At 37.7% G+C, this 24,568-nt stretch carries 22 protein-coding genes; 4 read left to right on the top strand and 18 right to left on the bottom strand.

Features of this window, described 5'->3' with window-relative positions; genetic code table 11:
- Positions 1-55: 55 nt before the first annotated feature.
- On the top strand, positions 56-1,027 hold the full coding sequence (locus tag MKX96_RS03460; protein ID WP_340881990.1) for a BclA C-terminal domain-containing protein: 972 nt from the start codon (positions 56-58) through the stop codon (positions 1,025-1,027).
- Between the two features lie 269 nt (positions 1,028-1,296).
- Here the strand turns inward: MKX96_RS03460 and MKX96_RS03455 are convergent, their stop codons facing one another.
- The 13 genes from MKX96_RS03455 to MKX96_RS03395 form a co-directional block, all read right to left on the bottom strand.
- Positions 1,297-1,443, bottom strand: coding sequence for a hypothetical protein (locus MKX96_RS03455; RefSeq protein ID WP_340881989.1), 147 nt, complete (start codon positions 1,441-1,443; stop codon positions 1,297-1,299).
- Between the two features lie 218 nt (positions 1,444-1,661).
- Positions 1,662-1,937 carry a DUF1292 domain-containing protein gene (locus MKX96_RS03450; RefSeq protein ID WP_340881987.1) on the bottom strand — a complete coding sequence of 92 codons (276 nt, stop codon included), beginning with the start codon at positions 1,935-1,937 and terminating at the stop codon, positions 1,662-1,664.
- A 98-nt stretch (positions 1,938-2,035) separates the two neighbouring features.
- Positions 2,036-3,745, bottom strand: coding sequence for a phosphoenolpyruvate--protein phosphotransferase (gene ptsP / locus MKX96_RS03445; protein WP_340881986.1), 1,710 nt, complete (start codon positions 3,743-3,745; stop codon positions 2,036-2,038).
- Positions 3,733-4,008, bottom strand: coding sequence for an HPr family phosphocarrier protein (locus MKX96_RS03440; protein ID WP_340881984.1), 276 nt, complete (start codon positions 4,006-4,008; stop codon positions 3,733-3,735). The genes ptsP and MKX96_RS03440 overlap by 13 nt, the downstream gene beginning before the upstream one ends.
- A 105-nt stretch (positions 4,009-4,113) precedes the next feature.
- On the bottom strand, positions 4,114-5,556 hold the full coding sequence (nagE, locus tag MKX96_RS03435; protein WP_340881983.1) for an N-acetylglucosamine-specific PTS transporter subunit IIBC: 1,443 nt from the start codon (positions 5,554-5,556) through the stop codon (positions 4,114-4,116).
- A gap of 100 nt (positions 5,557-5,656) precedes the next feature.
- Positions 5,657-6,139, bottom strand: coding sequence for a PTS sugar transporter subunit IIA (locus MKX96_RS03430; RefSeq protein ID WP_340881981.1), 483 nt, complete (start codon positions 6,137-6,139; stop codon positions 5,657-5,659).
- Positions 6,140-6,353: 214 nt separating this feature from the next.
- Positions 6,354-6,992, bottom strand: a complete 639-nt coding sequence (locus MKX96_RS03425) for a FusB/FusC family EF-G-binding protein (RefSeq protein ID WP_340881979.1) — start codon at positions 6,990-6,992, stop codon at positions 6,354-6,356.
- Positions 6,993-7,062: 70 nt separating this feature from the next.
- Complete coding sequence (locus MKX96_RS03420; protein ID WP_340881978.1) at positions 7,063-7,824, bottom strand: HAD family hydrolase; 762 nt, start codon at positions 7,822-7,824, stop codon at positions 7,063-7,065.
- Between the two features lie 70 nt (positions 7,825-7,894).
- Positions 7,895-10,129, bottom strand: a complete 2,235-nt coding sequence (locus tag MKX96_RS03415; protein WP_340881977.1) for a YcdB/YcdC domain-containing protein — start codon at positions 10,127-10,129, stop codon at positions 7,895-7,897.
- A 465-nt stretch (positions 10,130-10,594) separates the two neighbouring features.
- Positions 10,595-11,311, bottom strand: a complete 717-nt coding sequence (locus MKX96_RS03410) for a 3-ketoacyl-ACP reductase (protein WP_340881975.1) — start codon at positions 11,309-11,311, stop codon at positions 10,595-10,597.
- 68 nt (positions 11,312-11,379) lie between these two features.
- Positions 11,380-11,913: a hypothetical protein gene (locus MKX96_RS03405; RefSeq protein WP_340881974.1), complete on the bottom strand. Its 534-nt coding sequence runs from the start codon at positions 11,911-11,913 to the stop codon at positions 11,380-11,382.
- Between the two features lie 124 nt (positions 11,914-12,037).
- On the bottom strand, positions 12,038-13,333 hold the full coding sequence (locus MKX96_RS03400; RefSeq protein WP_340881973.1) for a DUF4179 domain-containing protein: 1,296 nt from the start codon (positions 13,331-13,333) through the stop codon (positions 12,038-12,040).
- Positions 13,333-13,833 carry a sigma-70 family RNA polymerase sigma factor gene (locus MKX96_RS03395; RefSeq protein WP_340881971.1) on the bottom strand — a complete coding sequence of 167 codons (501 nt, stop codon included), beginning with the start codon at positions 13,831-13,833 and terminating at the stop codon, positions 13,333-13,335. Before MKX96_RS03395 ends, MKX96_RS03400 begins: the two co-directional genes overlap by 1 nt.
- 180 nt (positions 13,834-14,013) lie before the next feature.
- Here MKX96_RS03395 and MKX96_RS03390 point away from each other — a divergent pair, with 180 nt between their 5' ends.
- Both MKX96_RS03390 and nhaC read left to right on the top strand, forming a co-directional pair.
- Positions 14,014-14,850: a thermonuclease family protein gene (locus MKX96_RS03390; RefSeq protein ID WP_340881970.1), complete on the top strand. Its 837-nt coding sequence runs from the start codon at positions 14,014-14,016 to the stop codon at positions 14,848-14,850.
- 233 nt (positions 14,851-15,083) lie between these two features.
- Positions 15,084-16,499, top strand: coding sequence for a Na+/H+ antiporter NhaC (gene nhaC / locus MKX96_RS03385; RefSeq protein ID WP_340881969.1), 1,416 nt, complete (start codon positions 15,084-15,086; stop codon positions 16,497-16,499).
- 408 nt (positions 16,500-16,907) lie between these two features.
- Here the strand turns inward: nhaC and MKX96_RS03380 are convergent, their stop codons facing one another.
- The 5 genes from MKX96_RS03380 to MKX96_RS03360 form a co-directional block, all read right to left on the bottom strand.
- Positions 16,908-17,444, bottom strand: coding sequence for an NADPH-dependent FMN reductase (locus MKX96_RS03380; protein ID WP_340881968.1), 537 nt, complete (start codon positions 17,442-17,444; stop codon positions 16,908-16,910).
- A gap of 374 nt (positions 17,445-17,818) precedes the next feature.
- Entirely contained in the window at positions 17,819-18,235 is a 417-nt protein-coding gene (locus tag MKX96_RS03375) for a DUF2512 family protein (RefSeq protein WP_340881966.1), read from the bottom strand.
- A gap of 124 nt (positions 18,236-18,359) precedes the next feature.
- Positions 18,360-20,267, bottom strand: coding sequence for an alpha-E domain-containing protein (locus tag MKX96_RS03370; protein WP_340881964.1), 1,908 nt, complete (start codon positions 20,265-20,267; stop codon positions 18,360-18,362).
- A complete protein-coding gene (locus MKX96_RS03365) occupies positions 20,261-21,712 on the bottom strand; it encodes a circularly permuted type 2 ATP-grasp protein (protein ID WP_340881963.1) in 1,452 nt (483 codons plus the stop codon). Before MKX96_RS03365 ends, MKX96_RS03370 begins: the two co-directional genes overlap by 7 nt.
- 261 nt (positions 21,713-21,973) lie before the next feature.
- Positions 21,974-23,473: a DHA2 family efflux MFS transporter permease subunit gene (locus tag MKX96_RS03360; RefSeq protein WP_340881961.1), complete on the bottom strand. Its 1,500-nt coding sequence runs from the start codon at positions 23,471-23,473 to the stop codon at positions 21,974-21,976.
- A gap of 167 nt (positions 23,474-23,640) precedes the next feature.
- On the opposite strand from MKX96_RS03360, the gene MKX96_RS03355 reads away from it, so the two are divergent.
- A complete protein-coding gene (locus MKX96_RS03355; RefSeq protein ID WP_340881959.1) occupies positions 23,641-24,513 on the top strand; it encodes a TetR/AcrR family transcriptional regulator in 873 nt (290 codons plus the stop codon).
- The last annotated feature ends 55 nt before the right edge of the window (positions 24,514-24,568 follow it).

The raw sequence follows: 24,568 nt of genomic DNA, 5'->3' as shown, positions 1-24,568 counted from the left end.
GACCTCCTTCAATCTATTTTCAACGAATAGGATGTGACAGAGAGGAGGTGAAACAATGGATTTAAATAATTACTTTAGTAGAAATGATGATTGTAACAAATGTAGAAAATGTCCTACTGGACCTACTGGGCCTACTGGACCTGCAGGAGGACCTGCTGGACCAACTGGTGCTACCGGACGTACTGGCGCTACCGGAGCTACCGGGGCTACCGGCGCTACGGGGGCTACTGGTGCTACTGGTGCTACTGGCGCTACGGGGGCTACTGGTGCTACTGGTGCTACTGGTGCTACTGGTGCTACTGGTGCTACTGGAGCCACGGGTGCTACTGGCGCTACGGGGGCTACTGGCGCTACTGGTGCTACTGGAGCCACGGGTGCTACTGGAGCCACGGGTGCTACTGGTGCTACTGGTGCTACTGGTGCTACTGGTGCTACTGGTGCTACTGGTGCTACTGGTGCTACTGGTGCCACGGGGGCTACTGGGGCTACTGGTGCTACTGGAGCCACGGGGGCTACTGGCGCTACTGGTGCTACGGGGGCTACTGGAGCCACGGGGGCTACTGGTGCTACTGGAGCCACGGGGGCTACCGGGGCTACTGGGGCAGATGGAACTTCAGCTGTAACAGAATTTGCTCATGTCTTTAACAGATCTACACAAACAGTACCTGTAGGTGGATCCGTAACTTTTGATACCAATGGACCAATAGTTGGTGATATAACCCACACTCCTGGCACAGCTACTCTCACTATCGGTAATTCAGGATATTATCTAATTACCTATTCTGTTACAGGAATCGAAAATAACCAATTTGCAATATTCGTTAATGAAACTCCACTACCGGAAACTCTTTACGGTACACGTGCTGGTACTCAACAAAACAATGGTCAGGCAATTGTATTCTTAAACGCTGGAAACGTTATTTCTTTAAGAAACCATGGCTCTGATCTTTCCATTTTCCTATCAATTGAAGATGGCGGTAATGAAACAAACGTAAATGCTTCAATTATCTTACAAAGATTGACGTAGTTCCTATAAGAAGACTATCTTTTCCTCTACAACTAGAGAAAGAAGCTGATAACTAGCTTCTATCAAATAAAAACCGTGAAACGTATAGTTTCTCGGTTTTTATTTTTGATTGTAAGAAGGTAGACAATATCTTTATCTAGGCAGATATACCTCCAGCTCTATTAATAGTAGTTTTAGTAGCTTTTCATTTCCACCATAAATAATTTATTTAAAATTATTATTTCTTTTTAAAGGGAACAAATGAAAAATCCCTATGATAGTTGTTATTATTAAGTTGTAGCAGAATAATCTGTCGTAGTGCTTGTGTTATTAAAAACAGCATTGTAGGCGATTAAAGTCACACCTAGCTTTTCTTCTAACTCGTGCACTTCCTGCAATTGTTCTTGATCTAACTCTGCAAATTTATAGTCTTCCACCTTAAATCATCCTTTCTTTCCTTTATAATCTCCGTCTCCAAATAATTTATACATTTTTAATCAAATGCTACTGTCTTCGTCATGCTAGTGTATTTTGAGAGAAAATATAGAGCTTTAACTATGAAGTAACTAAAAAAGCACCAGAAATTTTACGATTGGTAAAATTTCTCGTGCTTTTCGATTCTAAGGTAGACTTCAGCCTCAGTTAGTTTTCTATGTTATTCAGCTTCTGCAGCCATGAAAGCAGCAGATACTTTTTCAAATTCTTCATCACTTTCGATATTAGCTAGTTCATCTTCGCCTTCTATACGTAAAAAGAACACATCGAAATCTTCCTCTGTTTCTTTTTGAATTTCATCAGCAAAGCCAACAGCTGCATAGGTTTCACCTTCAACTTCTAGTAAACCTAAAACCTCAATATCCTGTTCTTCATCATTTTCATCAATAACAGTAAAAATGTCGCCAATTTCTACTTTTCCAGTATTTTCTTCCATTCCAATCTCCTCCTAACAAAGTTCTGTTCAAGTACCCTTTTTACTTTCACTTGATATTTCATCATTACACATTTACTAGCAAAAAGAAAGAAGTAAGATCACAGAAGATGTTCTTTTACATATTGTGATACTTCTTTGTCGGTTGCCAACGTTAATATGTGCTTAAGGTGTTCGCTTAATTCTTCTTTGTTTAATTTTGTAATTTGAGATCTAGCCCTTAAAATAGCAGAAGGATTCATCGAGAACTCATCTATACCAAGTCCTAATAAAAGTGGGATAGCTATTTGGTCTCCTGCCATCTCTCCACAAATCCCAACCCATTTGCCTTTCTTATGTGCTGCTTCTACCACAATCTGAATTGCTCTTAAAATAGCAGGATGGTAGGGCTGATATAGATAGGAAACCTGCTCGTTCATGCGATCAGCTGCAAACATATACTGAATTAAATCATTGGTGCCAATGGAAAAAAAATCAGCTTCCTGTACAAAAAAATCGGCAATTATTGCAGCAGCAGGCGTTTCCACCATCATGCCTATCTCAATTTCCTCTGAGACAGGAATTCCTGCATTTAAAAGCTTTTGTTTTTCTTCTAACAGAATAGATTTGGCAAGTCGAAATTCCTCAAGTATTGAAATCATCGGAAACATAATTTTTAAATTACCGTGAATACTAGCCTTTAATAGCGCACGTAGCTGTGTCCGAAAAATGTGCTGTCTATCAAGACTGATACGAATTGCCCGATACCCTAGAAACGGGTTACTTTCTTTAGGAAGCCCTAAATATGACAAGCCCTTATCTCCACCAATATCCATAGTACGAACAACAGTCGGCTTATTTTGCATTTTCAACAGTACTGTTTGATAGATTTCCAATTGTTCCTCTTCAGTTGGCAGCTCGCTTCTGTTCATATATAGAAATTCTGTACGAAATAAACCAACACCCTCTCCTCCATTAGCGAGCACGGCATCTATATCATGAGTATTACCGATATTTCCACCGATATGAACGTTATGCCCGTCGGCAGTAGTGCTAGCAATAGAAAGGTAATGACTTAAAGACCTGTCTCCTTCTACTAATACCTTTTGTTTATTCAAATAAAACCTTTTTATATCATCTACAGGATCAATAATTACTCTTCCCATTTCTCCGTCTACTATGAGAGGGATACCATGCTTTATATCTATTGTTCCTTTTTTTGTACCAACAACTGCTGGAATATCAAGTGAACGCGCTAATATAGCCGAATGAGAGGTTTTTCCACCAATGTTCGTGACAATTCCTTTTATATATTGCTTATTCAATTGAACTGTAAGGGAGGGCACTAAATCATCTGCAACTAGTATTACCTCTGATTGAATTAAACTAAGGTCGGGTAAATTTACACCTAACAAATTGGACAGCATACGTTTGGCCACATCTCGAATATCTGCTACCCGCTCTTTCATATAGTCATTTTCCATTTCAGCGAATGTTTTTGCATATACATCGGCTACGTTAGTTAGGGCCATCTCCGCATTGTTGCCTAGTTGGATTTGATCCGATATTGCAGATAACCAGGCAGGATCTTCTAGCATTAATTCTTGGGCGGCAATAATGGTTGCCTTCTGTTCCCCCATATATTGCTTGGTCGAATCATAAATAAGCTTTAACTGTTTTTTTGTATTAGAGATGCTCTGTTTCAATCGTTCCATTTCAATCTCAGGATCATGGACTCCCTTTGGGTCAAACATGAGATTGGGCTCAATTAAACAATATGCAGGCGCAATAGCCAATCCACTTGAAGCACCAATTCCCTTTAGTTCTCGCATGCTTCACCAATTCCTTGAGAAGATATCACTTCAGATAATTTATCCAACAGTTCTTTCGAATCGTCTCCCTTGGCAACAATCGTAATCATTGAGTGTACTGGAACGCAAAGAGTCATCACAGAAAGTACGGATCGTAAATTTGCAGATTGGCCATTATATTTCAGCTCAACCGCTGAAACGAATGGTTTTATCGCTGAAACTAGTATAGCTGCTGGTCTTGCATGTATACCCTCTGTAGCGGTAACTTTAAAATGTCTTTCCATCGCTTCTCCTCCATAATTCTTAATAGAAAAAAGAGGCAGACTCCTCTCAGAGTCGGCCTATCTTGAGCTAGTTTAATTACTCAGATATTTAATGCGCGAATTCTTTTACTTTCTCAATTTATCTACCTCATCAGCTACAAATTGAACGTTTGTGCCAACAATGACTTGAATACTTTTAGGTCCTACTACATTAATGCCATGAATCCCGGAAGATTTGATTTTCATTTGGTCTACTAGATCCATATTTTTAACTTCTACACGTAAACGAGTAGCACAATGCTCTGCAGACGTTAAATTTTCCTTGCCACCTAGTCCAGCAAAAATTTTAGCAGCCATTACTGCAAACTTATTATCAGCAGAAGTTGCCTCTGTTACCACCTCTACCTCATCCTCATCTTCTCTTCCAGGTGTTTTTAAATTGAATTTTATAATTAGGAAACGGAATAAGAAATAGTAGATAGCTGCAAATACCAACCCTTGCACTATGAGCATATAAGGCTGGTTGGCGATTGGAATACTCAAGCTTAAGAAATAGTCTATAAAACCTGCACTAAAACCAAATCCGGCTGTCCACTGAAAGGATGCAGCAATAAATAAGGATAAACCTGTTAGAGCAGCGTGAACCACATATAAAGCAGGTGCCAAGAACATGAAGGCAAATTCAAGAGGCTCTGTTACACCAGTGAAGAAGGATGCAAATCCAGCTGCAAGCATTAAGGATGCCGCTTGTTTTTTCCGCTTCGTTTTAGCTGTATGGTACATAGCTAACGCTGCTGCTGGTAAACCAAACATCATGATTGGGAAAAACCCTGCTTGATACATACCTGTTATCCCTTTTTCCCCTGTGCTCGACCAAAAATTCTTAATATCACTGATCCCGATCGTATCAAACCAAAAAACTGCGTTTAAAGCATGATGAAGACCTGTTGGAATTAAAAGACGGTTGAAGAAGCCATAAAGCCCTGCTCCCGCTGCTCCTAGTCCACTGATTGTTTCTCCAAATGAAACCAACCCTCCGTAAACAATCGGCCAAATGAAGAATAGGGCTACGGAAATAGCCAGCATCACAAAAGAAGTAACAATTGGTACCATTCGTTTTCCACTAAAAAAAGCAAGGAAGTCTGGAAGCTTTACATGACTGAAACGATTGAACATTGCAGCCGCTATCATTCCTGAAAGGATTCCGACAAAGGCATTATTTACTTTTCCAAATGCTGCATCTACCTCGCCCACATCAATTCCTTGAAGCAAGGAAACGGTAGCTGGAGAAAGCATAGTAGTTACGACTAAAAATGCAACTAGCCCACTAAGTGCTGCTGCACCATCTCTTTCCTTCGAAAGTCCAATTGCCACACCAACCGCAAAAAGGACCGCTAGATTATCTAATATTGCCCCGCCTGCTTTAATAAGAAAAGCGGCAACTGCATTGTCAGTTCCCCAGCCTGTTGGGTCGAGCCAATACCCCACTCCCAGCAATATTGCTGCAGCAGGTAGTACTGCAACCGGAAGCATTAATGAACGACCAAGCCTTTGAATATAGCTCTTCATTGTTTGCATCTCCTATTCTTTTCATAGATTCATGGGATAAAAGATAATGATTGCCTTAACTAATTCCACAAACTCTTATACTACTTTCACCTCTATTCGTTTATTTCGAAGAAACCGTCATAAGAATTGTTTTCCCTTCTTCAGCTTGTGGAGTGTCTATTAAATTGACTTTCTTCTCGTTACTATTAGTCACTACAATAGGAGTTACTAGATTTATGGCTTTTTCACGTAAAAAATCCCAATCTACCTGGATTAGTAATTGTCCTTTTTTTACTATGTCGCCTTGTTCTACACATGCAGTAAAGCCTTGTCCACCCAAGGAAACTGTCTCTAAACCGATATGAATGAGTATCTCCGTCCCATCTCCTGCTCGAAGACCGATCGCATGCTTTGTGGTCGCAAGATGAATAATAGAACCATCGCAAGGAGCAAAAACATCTCCGCTAACTGGCAGGATAGCTACCCCCTCACCTATCATCCTTTCACTAAATACTGGATCTGGAACTTGATCTAGAGGGTTTACAATGCCGCTAAACGGTGCGTAGATATTCAACTTTTGCTTAGAGAAGAATTTAGAAAGCATACTTTTGGTCCCCTTTATCCGTCTTTTAAAACGTTTACATATCCCTATACACCAATATATTGTCTAGTCCCACATTAAAGAACAGAAAAAGAAGCTGGCATAAAATTAATGCCTGCTTCTTTAATAAATTATTTGATTGAACTATTTTAGGAATCTTCAAAGTGGGTATATATAAAAAACGCTCATTGATTGACTTGCTTCTATCAATGAGCGTTTATGAATTTACATTGCCAAAAAACTCTGTCAGCTTAGTAGAATCTGTTATATTTTCATTGCATTTTATACTATCCATGCAGATCGTATTTCCTTGCTTCGTGAATGTCCCCTCACTACCTTTTTTGGAATTCATCATAAACAAAGTTACTTCTTCTAAGTGGTTACAGATGGCGCAAATGCCTTTTTTCACTTGGTTTCCGTACGTTCCCCGTCTTCCAAAAAGCTCACCAGCAATTTCAAAGATTATATATTTACGGGTAGTACCTAAATCAGTTACACAAAAATATACTATGCTACTTCTTTCTTCAATTGTTTGTTTAGGTGCCTTTAGTTTTTTATCTTTTGGAAAAAACTTTTTAATGGTTTGTCCCGTAATCTCTGGGAAAGGAATAACATAGTTCTTAGCTTCTGCCAAATACACTTCAAGTTGCTCTTTATTTTCTAGCTCCAACACTCTATCGATTAACATTTGCTGTGCTTCATTTAAACCTGTAAAAACCTCAGCACTTTTTTCCTGAACAAGCTCTTTTAATGCTTTTATAACAGATCTATCCCTAGTAACACCGAGACCTTTTACTAACTTTTTAGCTTGTTCCTTTAATATATTATATTGAATTGGTACCATGAACTGCTCCATTGCTCTAACTCCCTACTTTAACTTTGATACTACTTAAATTACCAACCTTTGTAAGTGAGTGCAAGTGAAGTTACAAAATAATATCCAATAGCTCCTCCAATCTATAAATTACAGAACAAGGTATAGCTTCTCTTGGAATAGCTCTAAAATTAACCTGTGATTCTCTCATCAGTTTAGCTAGGATAATATCCACGACCCCATCATGTCGGGTTCTTAACTCTAGCTTGATAGACTTTAGTTGCTCCGGTAAGCTTCTGTTAATCCAGATTGCCTTAGCTCCCCAAGTATTTGCAGGTATGATATCGTGATCAATTCGGTCTCCTATATGAGCTACAACTTCGCCTAACTCCATAAATACTCGCTCATCTGGCTTTGCATAGCCGATAATGTCAGGTGTAATTATTCTATCAAAATACGGGATCAGTCCTAAAGCCTCCATTACTGGCATCTGAAAGTTAGAGTAGCCATTTGTTATGACCGCAAGAGAATATCCCCTTAGCTTTAGCTCCTGCAGTACTTCTAAAATTCCTTCCTCTAAAAGATAGATAGCACCTGGAACACAATATTTTTTTACTATCTCTTCCACGTTAATCAACAAATTTAACTCATGTAACTGAATATAGGAAGTGATGATTTCTTCCCAATCATATGCCTCCACGTATTGTCGTTGATTCAGGCGATTCCTATGCTCAGCAACAAATGATTCTACACAATTTGTTAAGTTTCCATTCTCCCTACAAATGGCATTGCGTATTTCAGGAAATACATAATCAATAAAAGGATTTTGCATAATCGTTCCATCTAAATCAAAAGTGATCCATCTATTTACCATTTCACACCCCTCTAACAAATTTATAGAAGTAGAAAAGCCCTCGCTTCAACGAGGGCTCCTAGCTTAATGATTAATAATTATTGTATCTTCCCTTTTTAGCAATTTCATGCGCTAAGCGTATAGTAGAAACCGACATTTCTGCATAAGTAACTTCCTGTTGCGGATTAAATTGATTTTTTTCAGTGGCAAATAGCCCATATTTATTCGCTAACGCTACATACCCAAGGTAGTCTGATTTAATTTTATTTGTATCCTCAAAGTTAACCTTGTATATATCATAATGCTTAGCTGCATGCTCTAGCCCTAGCACACGGATATACCAAGTAGAAAGTTCTTCTCTTGTTACTGGTGAATCAACATCAAACTTCTTATCTCCAGCCTTTATAATTTCAGCACTTACAGCACGCTCAACCAACTGAAATAATGGATGTTTTGGATCTATATTATCGAATGTTTGCTCCACCGTTTCGTTGCCATAATAATACCTTCCCTCGTAGAAGTAGGTTAAGGAATTCATTAATATTTTTAGAGCCTCGCCCTTCGTAATAGCTGCATCCCCATTAAAAGCCTTAGCATCTTTTACATCTAAAATTTTTGTGCTTATTAGATAGTTTAGCTCTTCCTGTGCAGTTGGATGAGAAACAACCACAGAGCTTTGCTCTCCACCAAACAGACTGCTCCATTTACCAGTCGTAGCATCTAGGGTACTATAAGAGCTGTCGTTATATACAGGCACATATAGTAAGTCATAGTGCTTATTATCTTTCTTTTGCATTTGCTTTGAATAATTCAGCTTAACTTTTAAAGAATTATTTAAAAGTGTCTTTGCCTCTTTTGCGGAAATCACTTCCTTAAGAGAAGGCCACTCTTCCACCTTTTGTTCATTTACATATAAGCTGCTCAAGGAACCATCCGCAGAAACTCCAACGTTTATGGAATCTCCACTTACTATTATGCCATTAACCACTCGTGGGAAGGAGAAGTTATATGCGCCCATATTTTCCTCATAATAAGGCTCATCGACAGGCATACTAAAGTTGTGTAAGTAAGAAGGAATCCATTCTTTAATATAGCTTGTTGCTTTCGCTAAAGCATCCTTCTGAGAAATTGGCTTGGCAACCTCCTGTTTCTCTCCAAGTTCATTCATTAAATACCCTAACATATTGTGATATTGAATGACTTCCCCAGTAGCCTTGTTAATTTCAATACTAGCACCGCTACCACCGTTTCTATGGTTATACATATACTGAATACTGTAGACCGTCTGACCATTATAGTTCTCAATCTCATCAATGGATTGAATGCTCAATTTAAGCTTGTCAGATTTATTTTCTAACAGCTTTTCAGCTGCTTTCTTCGCTTGTTCCATAGTGATCCCCTTCTGCTTTGCAGGCAGAGGCTTCTCTACAATCTTTTTAAGCTTTGCTTTAGATGGAAATTGATCCGTATATCCATTTGGAGTTAACCACTTACCTGTAGCAGCACTCAATCCAAGAAAATTTCCTGTCGGTTGATAGACTAGCTTAACCGTACGCTCACCCGATTGATAGTCAATATTTACCTGGTATTGAAGCTCTACCCCTAGATTCTCTTTTAATTTGTTTAATATATCTTTTTCAGACTTAATATTTTTTACTTCGTCAAATGTATTCTTTTCTTGTGTAGATGGATATTTATAAAAACTAGTAATTTGACCATTTCCAAGAACATTTATATCTACACGGTTATCGGATATAGATATATCATTTTTAGTTTTAGTGAATGAAAAAGAGTAGTTAATTGGTTCTGTTAAAATCCTTGTTGGATAATAGTAATGATTATCGCTTTCGAGCTGATAGGAATCCTCCTTCAACAAGCTTTTCACAAAGTCTACGGCTAATTTTCTAGCTTCGTCCTTAGATACCTTTGCCGGGAATAAGGCATCTGATCCAATTGGTGGAGAATACGAAAAATGCTCGATATCTAAATTATCTCCAACAAACCCAACACTTCCATAAACTCGTTTACCTTCTATCGTCTGGGTAAAGCTAAGACTATACCGGGATGTCTCATCCTCTGGAGTATAATAGTTGCCACTACTCATCTGAAAATCACTGCTTTTCAATGAATCAAACTGCTTTGGAAAATACGAGCGAAACTTTTTAATTAAATCGTCCTTTGTATAAACAACGTTTGAAGCAGCTACCTGTACAATCGGTTTACTAGTCTGATTCGTCCCATTTGGAGCAGCGCTTACAGTAGTAGAAAATAACCCAACGGTCAATGCCGATGAAGTTAAAATAATCCCAAGCTTATTTAATCTCACCTAAATAGTCCCCCATTTTATTACTATATTTTCATATCTATATCTTCCTATGCTTGTCTATTAACTTATCTATGGAATAGGTTGCTTGAACATAATCTGTTTCCTAACTCTCCTCCCTTTTAAACACAAACTTATTTATATATATTCTCTATAAAATTAGAATATTCCATTTTTATTAAGATTTTTTTGACTTGAGAGGTAAAAGAGTATTTAGAGTGGATGATAGAGAACTATTTGGGAGAGTGTGGTGAAGTGAAAAAGGGATTGTAGTAAATTATGTGGGGATTGTCGTAATCCATTTAGATTGTAGTTAATCGAGGTGGCATTGTCGTAATCCATTGCTCGATTGTCGTAAATTTTGAGTTGAATGTAGTAATCTAGCCAGGCATTGTAGGAGTCCGAGCTGACATGATTGCAAACAAAAAAATGGCCGCGATTTTCATCACGACCACACACTTCTTCTAATTATGGATTAGTTGACCATAGTCCTGCAGATTTAAGCAGAATTCTTGGGTTCATTTTCAGCTGAGCTACCATAAAGTCAGCGATGTCTTCTGGTTGCATTACTTTTTCTGGATTTCCGTCTGTCAGGTTTAATTCGATTGCCATGTCCGTAGCAATAGTACTTGGTGTTAATGTGACAACGCGGATATTTTGCTTTCTTACTTCTAGCATTAGAGATTCACTAAGTGCGATTACCGCAGCTTTGGATGCACTATAGGCACTTGTAACTGGAGCGCCCTTTTGACCTGCAGTAGAAGAGATATTAATAATGTCCCCTGCATTTTTCTCGATCATGTCTGGTAATACTGCTCTAGTTACGTAGTACACACCCATCACATTTACTTGAATGATCTTAGCCCAATCCTCTGGATCTACTTCAAGGAATTTACCGAATTTAGAGATCCCGGCATTGTTTACCAAGATTTCAATTGGACCAAGCTCCCCACGGATTTTTTCAACTGCACTGTTTACAGATTCCATGTTGGATACATCAGCAGCAGCTATGGAAACTTTAACACCATATGTTTTTAGCTCACTTGCAACTGCCTCTAAGTTTTCGATTGTTCTTCCTAAAAGTCCTAGGTTAATACCCTCTTTAGCAAAGGCTATAGCTGTTGCGCGACCAATGCCTCGACCTGCACCAGTGATTAATGCTGTTTTCCCTGTAATTGCTTGCATGCAAATCTCTCCTTATGTATAAGTTTTTCTCACACATTTAGAGTACCCTCATTTGGAGAAAAAATATATTATTTTGCTTTAAAGGACATTTGCTTTGCTGGAGGTTTTATTTCCTTCACGCTTTCAAGCACGGCAAAAATAATCCCCAGCATTAACTGGACAAATCCGAAGGTTCTTAAATCTTCATTTGGTAATCCCAAAAATGCAGTGATAACCATCACCATTCCAAATGTCATCATATATATGCATATTACTATTGGCTTTACATTTAACTGAATTTGTTCGAGCTTAGTTAGCATAAAAATAACACCAATTATTAATAGGATAGAGCCAAGGTATACTAGAGAAATATTCTTCTGAATGTAACTTCCAAATAATAAAATGAGCCCTAAAACAGCTAAAGAGATCTCCGTCCGTTTGATGTTCAAAGGCTTTCTTACTCGTTTCGTTTTTCTCGAGCCAAGCACCAATGCACCTAACAAAAATAAACCTATCCCATAGATCAATAAATATGAGTTACCAGTCGAGCCTAGCTCATCAACTGTCAATGACATAAAAAGAGAACCAAACAACAAAGATAATAATCCTAGAAAAAGTGCCATAGTACCTCCCGCATTATTTTTCCTAATTATCCCACAACAAGAAACTAAATGGTATTTATTTTCTTGTTTTAAATTAATGCGCCCTAAATGGTATTATTTTTTTTAATGACTATGTTTTAACCTCCTATTTAACCTTTATGCGTGTTTCGTTCTCCAAATAGTTAGGATATCCCTGCAGTACAAAGGTTACTGGATTATTCTGGGTTCCTTTCTCTAAAGTAAATACTTGAGAATTAGTCGTGTCAGAAATTCGATGAGATATAGCTAGCGGTACTTTACGGCCATTTCTATCCTCGCCCATAGTGAAAATTGTTTGATTAAACCCTAAATAATTATCAAAATCTACCTTAAAGCTAGACTCATCTATTATTTCTAGCTGCAAAGGATATTGTTTAGATATAGAAGCCACTTCTTTTTTATCAAAGTCTATAACGATCTCTCGCTCATCCCTTGGCATAGCCAAAATATCACCGATAATTAAATATAATTCTTCTGATTCCTGAAAATAATTGCTTTCTAAATAAATCGTTCTTTTCGTAGTATCAGCACTTCCAAAGCCACTAATGGATGTGGATCCACTTCCCCATACGTTTCCACTTTCATTTTGCAACTTAATAGAAGAAAAATCAAAAATAACCATATCATTTTGTGGATCCGTTTTTATATCAATCGCAGCATGCAAAGGAGATATTTTTACCTGTTCTACAGTAAATTTTTGTCCTTCTACTACCACCTCACGATTTAGCTTGTAATGCTTTGGCTTGGCAACTTTATTTTTTAACTCAAATGGTATGACAAATTTTAAATCCTTTTCTCCACGTATTGAAAACTTTAATGTAAAGGCTGGATTATTATAATCGATCGCACCACTAGGGTCAGAAATCCTAATGGTGCTCTCCACTTTTTGGACCACTTCTTCTTGGGCATGCTCGGAAGTTACGTAAGCAAGACCAAGCTCTTTCTCATTTTGGAGCAGGACTGTGTCTCCTAGATGATAATCATTTACGGGATTAGGAGACTCGAGGGTATAGGAAAGTAGCATACCAGTATCATCTGCTATCACCCCATCCAACGTAAAAGTAACATCATTTTCTTTTACAGATTCACCAATTGCCTCAAAATAGTTGTTTATGACACTTTCTTCTACCCCTCTATCATATTCTACGATTGCTACGATAGCCCCCAAGCCCGGTACATCCTCAAAAATCTGGGCAAAGGCTGGAGAAATGCGTGTCATAAAGGCGAAGCCAAAGAAAAGCACAGCTATAGCTGAGAGGCTAAATACTATTTTAGACCTGCGCTGTTTTTTTCTTTGCGCTATTTTAATACCGTTTAATATGGCGCTTCCAGTAGCTGAACTAACCTGGATATCTTCCATTTGTTCGTTTACTAAATGCTTGATTTGTTTTACATTGGTCATTAAACATCGCCCCCTCTCTCTCCCATAAAAACACGAATTTTCTTTAGCGTATGATGTAACCTTGACTTAACTGTCCCCTCTGGAATTTGTAGCCTTCTTGCGATTTCGCTCACCTTTAATTCATTAAAGTATTTTAGATGAATGAGCTCTCGTTGTGCACTCGGCAACTCTCTAAGTGCAAGCATAAGATCCTGGTTAGAGGAATGTTCTTCTTTTCCTACATCTTCATTTAATGAAAATAAATTACCCTGCTTCTTCAATGTGTCCATACAATAATTTAACAGGATTCTCACTAGCCACGTTTGAAAGAAGGACGGCTCCTTTACTTGGTGACGCTTGGTGTAAGCTCGAAACGTCACTTCCTGAAGAGCCTCCAACACATCATGTTCATTTTTTAAATATATAAAGGCAGTTTTATATAAAACATCACGATGTATTTGCATTAGCTGTAAGAAAGCATCGTCATCTCCTGTGATTGCTCTCCTAACTAGGTGCTCCATTTTTGTTCCCCCTCTTTTGTAACAGTTAGACGTTAATTTACATAAAAACGTTCAATGTAAATAAAAAATATTTAAATGGAAAATGACTGCATCTTACGTACTGAATTCTTCTATTTCTCTTTCACTCTCTTTTACTTGTATGTTAAGATAGTGACCGATTGAAAGAGAGAGGTATGTAACATGAAAAAATGGATTATGTATATTTTATCCTTAACCATCTTATTAGGAGCATGCAGCAGTATAGATCAGTTAGTGGTGGAGGACGAAAATCCAATCACTGAGCAGGAAACTTCAGAGAAAGCTGAGGAAGCTCCACAAAAAGAATCATCTGAAGCTACGTCGAGCACTACTCATGACGTATCTAAGCTTGAAGAATTTCCATTGGTCAGCGTGATTGATGGGGATACGATTAAAATAAAATACAATGGTGCAAATGAAAACGTCCGTTTTTTATTGGTAGACACTCCCGAAACTAACCATCCTAAGCTAGGAGAACAGCCTTTTGGACAGGAAGCAAAAGATTTTACGAAACAATTACTAAAGGGTCAGGATACTGTCTTCTTAGAGTTCGATGTCTCCTATAGGGATAAATACAATAGGCTTCTTGCTTATATCTATACTTCTGATGGAAAGAGTCTGCAAGAAGAACTGTTAAAACAAGGTCTTGCCCGTGTTGCTTACATTTACGCACCTAACACTAAGCATGTAGACTGGTTTGAAGCCATTCAGAAAAAAGCTCAACAGCAAGCAATCGGGATATGGTCAGTGGAGAATTATGTAACGAACAGGGGTTACGATAAAGATGCTGTTGAAGAAGTGAAAGTAGTTGATAAAACTAATGAGGAAAAGAAGCCGAATGATATTACTGATTGTACAATAAAAGGTAATATCAACTCTAAGGGCGAGAAAATCTTTCATGTCCCTGGTCAGCAATATTATGAAATGACAGTTGCCGAAGAAATGTTTTGCAGCAAGGAAGAAGCTGAAGCAGCAGGGTTCCGAGCAACACAAAGATAATAATATCATCAGCCCCATCACTCGGTGATGGGGCTTTCTTTTATTTGTAACTTATTAAAAAAGCCCTCACTCAACCTGCTCCAGTTAGAAAAATGTACAAAAACTTCTCAAAAAAATGTTAATAATACATTAGAAGAGGGTATCTAGTTACCACAAATATATTTTCTGAATAATATAATAACATAGAATTAGTTTTAATTCTTAATTCTATATCTAATAAAAGGAGTGATTAAATGGAAAAAACAATAAAAAAACCATCTTTACTCTATTCATTATTCATCCTCATATTAATGGTTGCGGTTATATCCACTGGATTAATACTATTGGAAGCCCCTATCCAAATTATGCTGTTCACTGCGATCGTTGTTCTCATCCCTTTTGTTTTACGTCTTGGCTATTCTTATGAAGAAATTGAAAAAGCAATGTTCGCTTCCATGCTTAAAGCCCTTAAGCCTTCCTTAATATTAATGGCAGTAGGAATATTAATCGGTACATGGATAGCATCTGGTACAGTTCCTACTTTAATCTATTATGGAATACAGTCCATTTCCCCGCAATTTTTCTTAGTAACTACCCTCTTGTTTTGTTCCGTAGTCTCTATGGCTACTGGTTCTTCTTGGGCAACTCTAGGAACTGCAGGCATAGCTATGATTGGGGTTGGACAAAGCTTAGATATTTCTCTAGCGATGACAGCTGGTGCAATAGTAAGTGGAGCTTACTTTGGGGATAAGCTTTCACCCTTATCAGATACAACAAATCTCGCTGCAGCAGTCGTTGGAATAGATGTATTTACCCATGTAAAGCATATGCTTTGGACAACTGTTCCCGCCTACGTTTTATCAGCCATTATATTTACCCTTATTGGTTTAAATACAGAAGTGACGGCTGTTAATTCAGCTGAAGTTAATAGCTTGACTGGATATTTAGCAGCAAACTTTAATTTAGGTATTGTCTCCATTATTCCAGCACTATTTCTCTTTGTACTACTAATTACAAAACAACCTGCTATCATCTCCGTATTTTTAGGAGGAGTCGCAGGTGCCCTAATCGCCATTTTTTACCAAGGTATAGATATGACAAGTATTTTGGGAGTAGCTTATAATGGCTTTTTTGTGGAATCAGGTATTGAAGCAATCGATTCCTTGCTACAGCGAGGGGGATTAGTAAGCATGCTGCCTATGGTAGCAATCTTTATTTTTGCCCTTGGCTTAGGGGGGTTATTGAACATCTCGGGAGTTCTAGTAACCATCATTGATTCTATAGTTAAAATGATCAAGAGTAGAGGTTTACTCGTTTTTGTAACTATGATCATGTCCTATTTTACACTCGGTCTTGGGGGAAGCTTTTCATTTGCGGGTGTTATGACAGGAACGTTCATGAAACCGTTATTTGATAAGTTTAACTTACGGCCTGAAAACCTTTCAAGAGCTATGGAAGATACAGCAACTCAGGGCTGCGCTTTGCTGCCTTGGACTGCAAGTGGCGTCTTTACTGCAGCTACACTAGGCGTACCGACATTGACTTATCTTCCATTCTGCTTTTTAGCATTGCTAACCCCAATTTTTACGTTTGTTTACGGACTCACTGGTTTTTCAATGAAAGAGAAAACTCTTGCCAGTCGCTCGCCAAAAGAAGTTCCCACAACCTGATTAGCTTGTAATTCTCTGCAACATCGTATGAATGCAAAAATCCACTCTTCCTATATAGTAGAGTGGATTTTTGTAATTGTAAGCTATTACGAGGAACTGCCTCCTCGCTTTTTCCCATTTGCCTGTCGGGGCAGACACAGGTGCTTACGCTTTTCTTCTATGTCTAGCTTCAGCACCTTGCCCCTCGGGTCAAATGGGTAAAAGCTCCGGTGGCTGTGGGACTGCCTCCTCGCTTTTTCCCATTTGCCTGTCGGGGCAGACACAGGTGCTTGCGCTTTTCTTCTATGTCTAGCTTCAGCACCTTGCCCCTCGGGTCAAATGGGTAAAAGCTCCGGTGGCTGTGGGACTGCCTCCTCGCTTTTTCCCATTTGCCTGTCGGGGCAGACACAGGTGCTTGCGCTTTTCTTGTTATCTAATAGTTTTTAATGCTGTTGCCCATGGGATGACCTGATCTAGCATTTGATTTACTGAGTCTGCTTGAACAGTTGCTGGTTTGAAATCCGTACCATTTTCAAAGTCAGTAAATAATGAAAGAGCCGGATGTACACGTACATCTGCTACTAATAATTCTCCTAAGATTCCTCTTAAATGTTCCGTTGCACGTGCTCCACCAACTGATCCGTAAGATACAATGCCGGCCGCTTTGTTATTCCACTCCACACGAAGATAGTCGAGCGCATTTTTTAGTGCACCTGTAATTGAGTGATTATACTCTTGTACGATAAATACAAAGCCGTCACAATCAGCTACTCTTGCTGACCAAGCTGTAGCTCCTGAAGCATCGCCACCAGCTTCCCCTAGTAATGGTAGTTTAAATTCAGCAATATCAATAATTTCATATTGAGCATCTCCACGTTTGTCTGCTAAATCTTTTACCCAGTTACCTACTTGTGGACTTAAACGACCTTCACGAGTTGACCCTAAAATAATTCCTATTTTTAACATTGTTATTCCTCCTATTTGTTCTAAACTATTTTATCCAAAGGCTTTGTAGCCTAAACTCATTAAGCTTCCAGATTATAAAAAGCTAATACAATTCCTATAAATAATACTTTTAATTAATATATCTCTAATTCGAGATAATAATAACATATTCCAAAGTTAAAAGTCAAACAATTCTATACTTTAAATTTCCATACCGATACAGGTAAGCTTCGATTGAAAACTATTATTCTCTTTATAACAATTGAACTATCTTTTTCCTTCTCTTTTACTACAAATCATTCATCTAAGTTTCCAATAATCCCATGCTATTAAAATCACCACTTGCTTCTTCCATACAAAAACAAAGAGTCCCTCAACTAAAAGGGGCTCTTTGTTTAGTCGTTATAATCAGCAGCGACATCTGCTGTTGTACGTTTATTTTTGTAAAATACATTCCCATCCAAATATTTGTGGAAGAACCATTCGCCTGCTCCAATAATTACTGCTGCTATTAGTGTACCAAGAGCAAGGTTTCCATCAGCGTCTACTAAAGCAATTTGCATAAACCAAATGGTTAAAAAGGCTAATATAATATCTCCACCTGTTGCTATCATGTTTCTTACATTTTGGCTGGAGCGATTTGCCGCAAGTCGGAACAATAGGAAGTCTCCTAAAATGTAAGCTAAAACAGTCAACACTAAGCTAGTCCATATAGAATCTAGGAATGGGACATCAAATATTAATGTCAAAACAACTAAAAGGACTACTGTTATCATAAGAAATTTTATAAGAAGTGCTTTTAAATGCTTCATTTGTTTGTCCTCCTTTTTGTATTTGTTCTATTAAAATGTTCCCTTATTCTTTCCAATTAAACACAATGATTTTAAAATATAATTCTAGTGATGAAAGACCTCAACTTTTAAGCTGAGGCCTTTCTTATTGTTCTATTAAGCTTACTGAAACCTTTACTTCTAATGAATGACTTCCCCCTCTATACACTCCCTGAACAGGACTTACATCGTTATAGTCGCGTCCCACTCCTACGCGTATATGATTTTCTAAAGCTTCCACATTATTTGTTGGATCAAGACCAACCCAGCCAATCCCTGGAACCATTACCTCTACCCAGGCATGACTAGCTGCATCACCAACTAATGCCGAATTTTCACCAACATACAGATACCCACTTACATATCGAGCCGGTATATTCTTTGTTCTTAATACCCCAAGCATCACATGAGAAATGTCCTGACACACGCCTTTTTGAAGGTCAAACGATTCCAACGCCTTAGTGGTAACAGTAGTAGATGAACCATCATATGTGAAATGATTGAACAAATATCCCATTAAATCAATAGCGTACTTAACTGGGTTTACCATTTCCCCGATTTCTTTATCCACTTTTTCTATTTGCTCAGGTGTCAAATAAGTATAAGCTGTATTGCTTAAGTATGCTAAGTAATGGCTTCTAAAAAGCTCTGAATGGAAAATGGCATACATTTCCGGTGAATAGTCAATTCTATGAACCCAAGGACTTCTTTGGATACTGACAACAGAGGTTGTCTTAACCTCTAAATGACGATGATGATCTGCGATAAAAAATGATTCTACTACGTTGCCCCATATGTCAACATGCTCTTTCGTTAGTGCCACAGGGGTAATATCTGCTCGGTAAGAAAGCAAACGCTGACACTCATCCGTTCTAGGCTTTAAACGAATTGAGTTCATACTTTGATCGACCATAGTCTCATAATCAAAAATATTAGTATGCTCAATTTTATATTTTAAGGATGAAGGTCTTTCAATAACAGGCATCTGAGAATTACTAATCCAATTACTATCACCTTGTGATTGTATTTGGATAGCAGGTGTATACGGTTGCTTAATAGGTTCAATTAAATAATAGGTTTCAGAGAAGGTTTGCCCAATTTCATTACATTGATTTTGAAAACGATTCAGAAAGTCCATCATTTCTTCGGAGTCTAACTCCTGAATAGTCATTTCATCAAAGTCTTGATGAAGCCTTTGTAAAAGATAATGGAGCTTTTCTGAGTGTTTAGCCTTCTGTCCTCCCAAATTATCAATTGCATTTTGCACACTATTCATATTGTAATGAATGGATCTAGGAAAGGTTTCATCGACAATAAGAAAAGCAAGAATTGTTCGTGGATCCATTTTTGGTCTATTCACCTTCAAATAGGCCTCATACCCATTCAGCATTCTAAGTGCTGATAGCCACGCATAATATTCATCTCTTTTATAAGAAAGCTCCGCTTCACTTGTATGTTCACACACCACATTTAAAATTCTGGCAGTCTTTTCAGCCCGTTCTAACCAATTTCCTATTTTCATCATATGGTAAGCTATACCGCGAGACATGTTTGACTCAATAATTCCTTGAATAGTGAAAGAAGCCTTTTTAATCTGGCTTAGAAATAACCTCATGTTCTGAAGAGAATAAGGGATATTTTGAGCATCTTTTGTATATAAAAAGACATCATTCCAAACTTCAAACAGTTCATTAGGTATGTGATCACGACAAACCCTTGCATTCTCTCTAGCAATTCGTACGCAATTGAAAACCGAATTTGGATTTTCATGACTTAATGCCAAGTAAAATATTAGGTCTTCTTCTTTGCTATTCTTTTTATTTTCCAATGCCTCTAATTCTTCTAGAGTAGAACACGCTTCATATAATAGCTTCCACTGTGTCTCTTTAAATGATTCATCACTAGAGGTTTCGACCATTTGAGTTAAATGAACATCTAAAATTCTAGCGTTTTGTTCGGCTCGCTCAAAATTTCGAGACATCCAGTATAAAGAATCTGCTACACGACTTAACATGAACTAAAACCCCCTGATTTCATGACCCATGTATCTTTACCGCCACCACCTTGTGAGGAATTTACTACTAGCGAGCCTTTCTTTAATGCTACACGTGAAAGACCACCTGGAAATACATGTGTATCCTCTCCTCTAATGACAAACACTCGTAAATCTACATGACATGGATAAAACGCTTCTCCTTGATACGCAGGTGCTCTTGAAAGCTGAATAGTCGGCTGCGCTATATACTGCTCCGGTGTCTTTAAAATCTTCTCCCTAAATCTCTCTATCTCTTTTTTAGTAGCATGTGGGCCTATTAACATATCATAGCCACCTGAGGCACCAACATTTTTTACGACCAGTTCTGATAAATGCTGCAGCACCCATTCCCTCTGTTCTAAATCATCCAGACGATAGGTTTTCACATTATCAATAATTGGCTCTTCCTCTAAATAATATCTAATCATATCGGGAACATAGGCATACACTGCTTTATCATCAGCAACACCATTCCCTATACCATTTAATATTGCCACATTGCCTAATTTATATGCATCTATTAAACCAGGAACTCCAAGAGTAGAATCCTCACGAAATTCTAAAGGATCCAAAAAGTCATCATCAATTCTACGATAAATAATATCTACTTTTTCAAGTCCGCGGATTGTTTTCATATATACAATGTTATCAACTACTGTTAGGTCACGGCCTTCGACCAATTGTAACCCCATTTGTTGAGCTAAAAATACATGATCGTAATATGCAGAGTTATATATTCCTGGAGTAAGCAGTACTGCCTTAGGATTGGTCACTCCCTCTGGAGCATGTTCCACAATTGCTTCATAAATATAGGTTATTTGCTGTTCCAAAGCATGAATGGAGTGGTTAGCAAAAAATTCGGGATAGACCTGACGCATAACGTACCTATTTTGGAATACATAAGAAAGACCAGATGGGTTTCTTAAATTATCCTCAAGCACCAAATACTTACCCGTTTCATCACGAATTAAATCTATTCCTGCTAAAAATATGTTGTTATTTAACGGAATTTTAATATTTTTAATTTGCTTGTGATAATAATATTTATTATTTTCTATTAAATCTCTAGGAATAATTCCATCCTTTATAATTTTTTGCTGATGGTAAATATCCTGTAAAAAGCAGTTCAATGCCTCTGTACGTTGAATCATTCCCTTTTTAATCGTTTCCCAGTCTTCCGGAGGAATTATAATTGGAATGAAATCAAAAGGCATAGTACGCTCTGCTCCCATATTATTGTTATACACTGTAAACGTTATGCCTTGTCTTAAAAATGAAAGTTGGGCTGTTTCATGTTTTTCTTTTAATTCTTCTGAAGAAAAACGGTGAAGAATATTATAGAAGTTTTGATAGTGCGACTTGGGCTCACCGCACGCTTTTAACATTTCGTCAAAAAAAGGTTTAACTTCATAGGTTTTAAACATTTTCCAACTCTCGCTCTCTATATAGTTAATTTATGTAAATGGTGCACTCTATTTATCACACCCTTCATCATTCTATTACCCATATATAGTCATTAATAGACATCTTCTAAAAAAAATGCTTCTCGCTACATTTCAAGTCATATTAAACAGAGGCGGGGACAAAATTCTCTTCAAAAAAAAAAAGTAAAGACGTGAAATCAAGTTGCTGATTTCACGTCTTTTAATTTATTGACTAGTTATATCCCAGTCTCTTTAAAATTATTATTTAGTTGTTGGCTTTACTTGATTTTCTTCCTCTAGCTTTTGTAGAGCTGCTGGGCTAACATCTACTCGTTTCAAGAAGAAGGCTAAGACTAACGCGATTATGTTCATAACCAAAGCAACTAGGAAGGAGTATTGAATCCCTGCTAATAAAGCTTGTTGACCTAGTAAGCCCATTGTTTGCTCGGTCAGTGTAGTAGGGTCAACGTTTGCCATTAGGCTTTCCCCTTCTTTTGTTGTCACATAGTTCATAATGGAAACTAGCACTGCCGTACCAATGGAACCAGCAACCTGCTGAGCGGTGTTGTTAACTGCTGTACCATGCGGGTTTAAACGTGTCGGTAACTGATTTAAACCATTTGTCATGATTGGCATCATAACCATAGACATCCCTAGCATCCGTATCGTGTAGATTATAACAATAAATAAATAGGTAGAATCTATTTGTAATCTAGATAATTCAAAAGTAGAAATCGCTGTAATAACCAATCCTATTAATGCTAAAGTACGGGGACCAAACTTATCGAACAGTTTTCCTGTTATCGGAGACATAATTCCCATAACAATTGCCCCAGGTAGCATTAGTAGTCCAGAGTCTAAGGGAGATATACCGCGTACACTTTGCACATAGGCTGGTGTTAAAATCATACCCGAGAACATAGCAACTGCATTAACAATTGAAATAATGGATGCTAAAGCAAACATCGGATACTTATATACGCGTAAATCTAACAATGGCTGTTCTAACTTTAACTGACGAATTACAAAAATAACTATTGCTACTAATCCCACGATTAGTGTGGTTAATACAATTGGATCATCCCAGCCAGCTGTGCTTGCTGTGCTGACTCCATATAACAGACCACCAAAACCGAATGTCGAAAGAATTATTGATGCAAAGTCAATTGTTGCAGTTTTATCAGTTGTCATAACATTCCCTAGCTTCCAAACAGCTAGTAACAAGCTAATAACTGCTAATGGTAAAATCATGATGAAAAGAACGCGCCAGTCATAGTATTGTACTATGAACCCCGATAATGTCGGCCCAATTGCAGGAGCTGTGATCATAACTAAACCAAAAATCCCCATAGCCGCTCCTCTTTTTTCACGTGGGAAGGCAACCAGCATTACGTTCATCAGTAAAGGTCCCATTACAGAGGAACCAGCCGCTTGGACCATACGCCCTGTTAAAAGGAAGCCAAAGTTTGGAGCAACTGCTGCCATAGCAGTACCTAACGTAAATATTGCCATGGAGGTAAGAAACAAAGTTCTATTCGAAAACCTTCTTATTAAGAAGGCTGATGCAGGTATTAGGACTCCGCTCACTAACATATAACCAGTTGCCAACCATTGGACAGTAGAATATTCCACATCTAAGTCCACCATAATGGAAGGTAATGCTACATTTAAAAGGGAGTTATTTAAAAACGATACAAATGCTCCAACAAAGAGTACTGCGAGCATTAAATACGTAGCTTTTTTATTTTCAGTGTCACTCATCTTTCGTTTTCCCCTATTCTATTTTTCTATATTTACTTCATTACTCGAATTATATTAAACCATTAGTTCATTTTTTTCAATATATTTGTACACCTAGTTTAAATATAGTTGAACTTTGTGTTCACAATATATATACTAAAGCCATCAGAAAAGCATTCGGAGGACTTATGAATAAACGTAAAAGACATGTTGCAGATGTAGCTTTAAAGCTATTTGTAGAAAAAGGAATCCAACAAACTTCTATCCAGGACATCATTGATAGAGCAGCTATTTCAAAAGGAACCTTTTATAATTATTTTAGTTCAAAAAATGATTGTATCGCAGAAATACTAGAAGGATTAAGATATGATGCTAGTCAGCTTCGTATGCAAATCCAAGTTGGGAAAAACGAAAAGGACCAACAGATTTTAGCTCAACAAATATATAGTATTATTCAGTTAAATGAAGAACGAAGCCTATATGCTCTCTTTGATGCAATCCTTAGCTCCAATGAAATAGATCTAAAAAAACTTGTGATGCAGCATCGTATATTCGAGCTAGAGTGGTTAGCGATTCGGTTTAAATCTGTATTTGGAGAGGAAATTTCTGAAAACGCCTTTGAAAGTGCTATACTATTTCACGGCATGCTCCAGCACTTACTATTTACAAAACGTGTAACAAATGCAACGTTTTCACTTCACCGAATTGTAGCAGTCCTGCTCCAATATATCGGTCTTATCATTCCCTATATGCTTCAACATAATACTTCTTTAATTGACCCTTCTTCAGTCCATTTAATGAGGATGAATATAGATCGAAAGCCAGTAGAGTTAAGCGAGCTCATGAAAATGGCAAAGAACATTAAAGAGGAAGAGAATTTTACGATGGAGCAAGAGGACCTCTATGAGGCCATTATTTCTGAGCTCAACAAAGAACGTGTTCGCAAAAGCGTGCTTCAGCCATTGCTCAATCCTTTCTTATCATCTTTTGATGACACCTCTAGTAAAGGTCAAGTACAAACCTTCATCAATGCCATTTGGTTTTATCTAAAACTGAAGTAATACAAAAACTCACCAAGCTAATATGAGGGCACTGAAAAAGTCAATGAAATTACTA

The organism is Psychrobacillus sp. FSL W7-1493 (assembly GCF_038004905.1).
Classification (GTDB): Bacteria; Bacillota; Bacilli; order Bacillales_A; family Planococcaceae; genus Psychrobacillus.
This window is presented reverse-complemented; position numbering and strand designations above follow the sequence as displayed.

What these genes read in the sequence shown, in the direction of transcription:
- MKX96_RS03460 (WP_340881990.1), top strand. Translation starts at nt 56, where the DNA reads ATGGATTTAAATAATTACTTTAGTAGAAATGATGATTGTAACAAATGT.
- MKX96_RS03450 (WP_340881987.1), bottom strand. Translation starts at nt 1,937, where the DNA reads ATGGAAGAAAATACTGGAAAAGTAGAAATTGGCGACATTTTTACTGTT.
- ptsP (WP_340881986.1), bottom strand. Translation starts at nt 3,745, where the DNA reads ATGCGAGAACTAAAGGGAATTGGTGCTTCAAGTGGATTGGCTATTGCG.
- MKX96_RS03440 (WP_340881984.1), bottom strand. Translation starts at nt 4,008, where the DNA reads ATGGAAAGACATTTTAAAGTTACCGCTACAGAGGGTATACATGCAAGA.
- nagE (WP_340881983.1), bottom strand. Translation starts at nt 5,556, where the DNA reads ATGAAGAGCTATATTCAAAGGCTTGGTCGTTCATTAATGCTTCCGGTT.
- MKX96_RS03430 (WP_340881981.1), bottom strand. Translation starts at nt 6,139, where the DNA reads ATGCTTTCTAAATTCTTCTCTAAGCAAAAGTTGAATATCTACGCACCG.
- MKX96_RS03425 (WP_340881979.1), bottom strand. Translation starts at nt 6,992, where the DNA reads ATGGAGCAGTTCATGGTACCAATTCAATATAATATATTAAAGGAACAA.
- MKX96_RS03420 (WP_340881978.1), bottom strand. Translation starts at nt 7,824, where the DNA reads ATGGTAAATAGATGGATCACTTTTGATTTAGATGGAACGATTATGCAA.
- MKX96_RS03410 (WP_340881975.1), bottom strand. Translation starts at nt 11,311, where the DNA reads ATGCAAGCAATTACAGGGAAAACAGCATTAATCACTGGTGCAGGTCGA.
- MKX96_RS03405 (WP_340881974.1), bottom strand. Translation starts at nt 11,913, where the DNA reads ATGGCACTTTTTCTAGGATTATTATCTTTGTTGTTTGGTTCTCTTTTT.
- MKX96_RS03400 (WP_340881973.1), bottom strand. Translation starts at nt 13,333, where the DNA reads ATGACCAATGTAAAACAAATCAAGCATTTAGTAAACGAACAAATGGAA.
- MKX96_RS03395 (WP_340881971.1), bottom strand. Translation starts at nt 13,833, where the DNA reads ATGGAGCACCTAGTTAGGAGAGCAATCACAGGAGATGACGATGCTTTC.
- MKX96_RS03390 (WP_340881970.1), top strand. Translation starts at nt 14,014, where the DNA reads ATGAAAAAATGGATTATGTATATTTTATCCTTAACCATCTTATTAGGA.
- nhaC (WP_340881969.1), top strand. Translation starts at nt 15,084, where the DNA reads ATGGAAAAAACAATAAAAAAACCATCTTTACTCTATTCATTATTCATC.
- MKX96_RS03380 (WP_340881968.1), bottom strand. Translation starts at nt 17,444, where the DNA reads ATGTTAAAAATAGGAATTATTTTAGGGTCAACTCGTGAAGGTCGTTTA.
- MKX96_RS03375 (WP_340881966.1), bottom strand. Translation starts at nt 18,235, where the DNA reads ATGAAGCATTTAAAAGCACTTCTTATAAAATTTCTTATGATAACAGTA.
- MKX96_RS03370 (WP_340881964.1), bottom strand. Translation starts at nt 20,267, where the DNA reads ATGTTAAGTCGTGTAGCAGATTCTTTATACTGGATGTCTCGAAATTTT.
- MKX96_RS03365 (WP_340881963.1), bottom strand. Translation starts at nt 21,712, where the DNA reads ATGTTTAAAACCTATGAAGTTAAACCTTTTTTTGACGAAATGTTAAAA.
- MKX96_RS03360 (WP_340881961.1), bottom strand. Translation starts at nt 23,473, where the DNA reads ATGAGTGACACTGAAAATAAAAAAGCTACGTATTTAATGCTCGCAGTA.
- MKX96_RS03355 (WP_340881959.1), top strand. Translation starts at nt 23,641, where the DNA reads ATGAATAAACGTAAAAGACATGTTGCAGATGTAGCTTTAAAGCTATTT.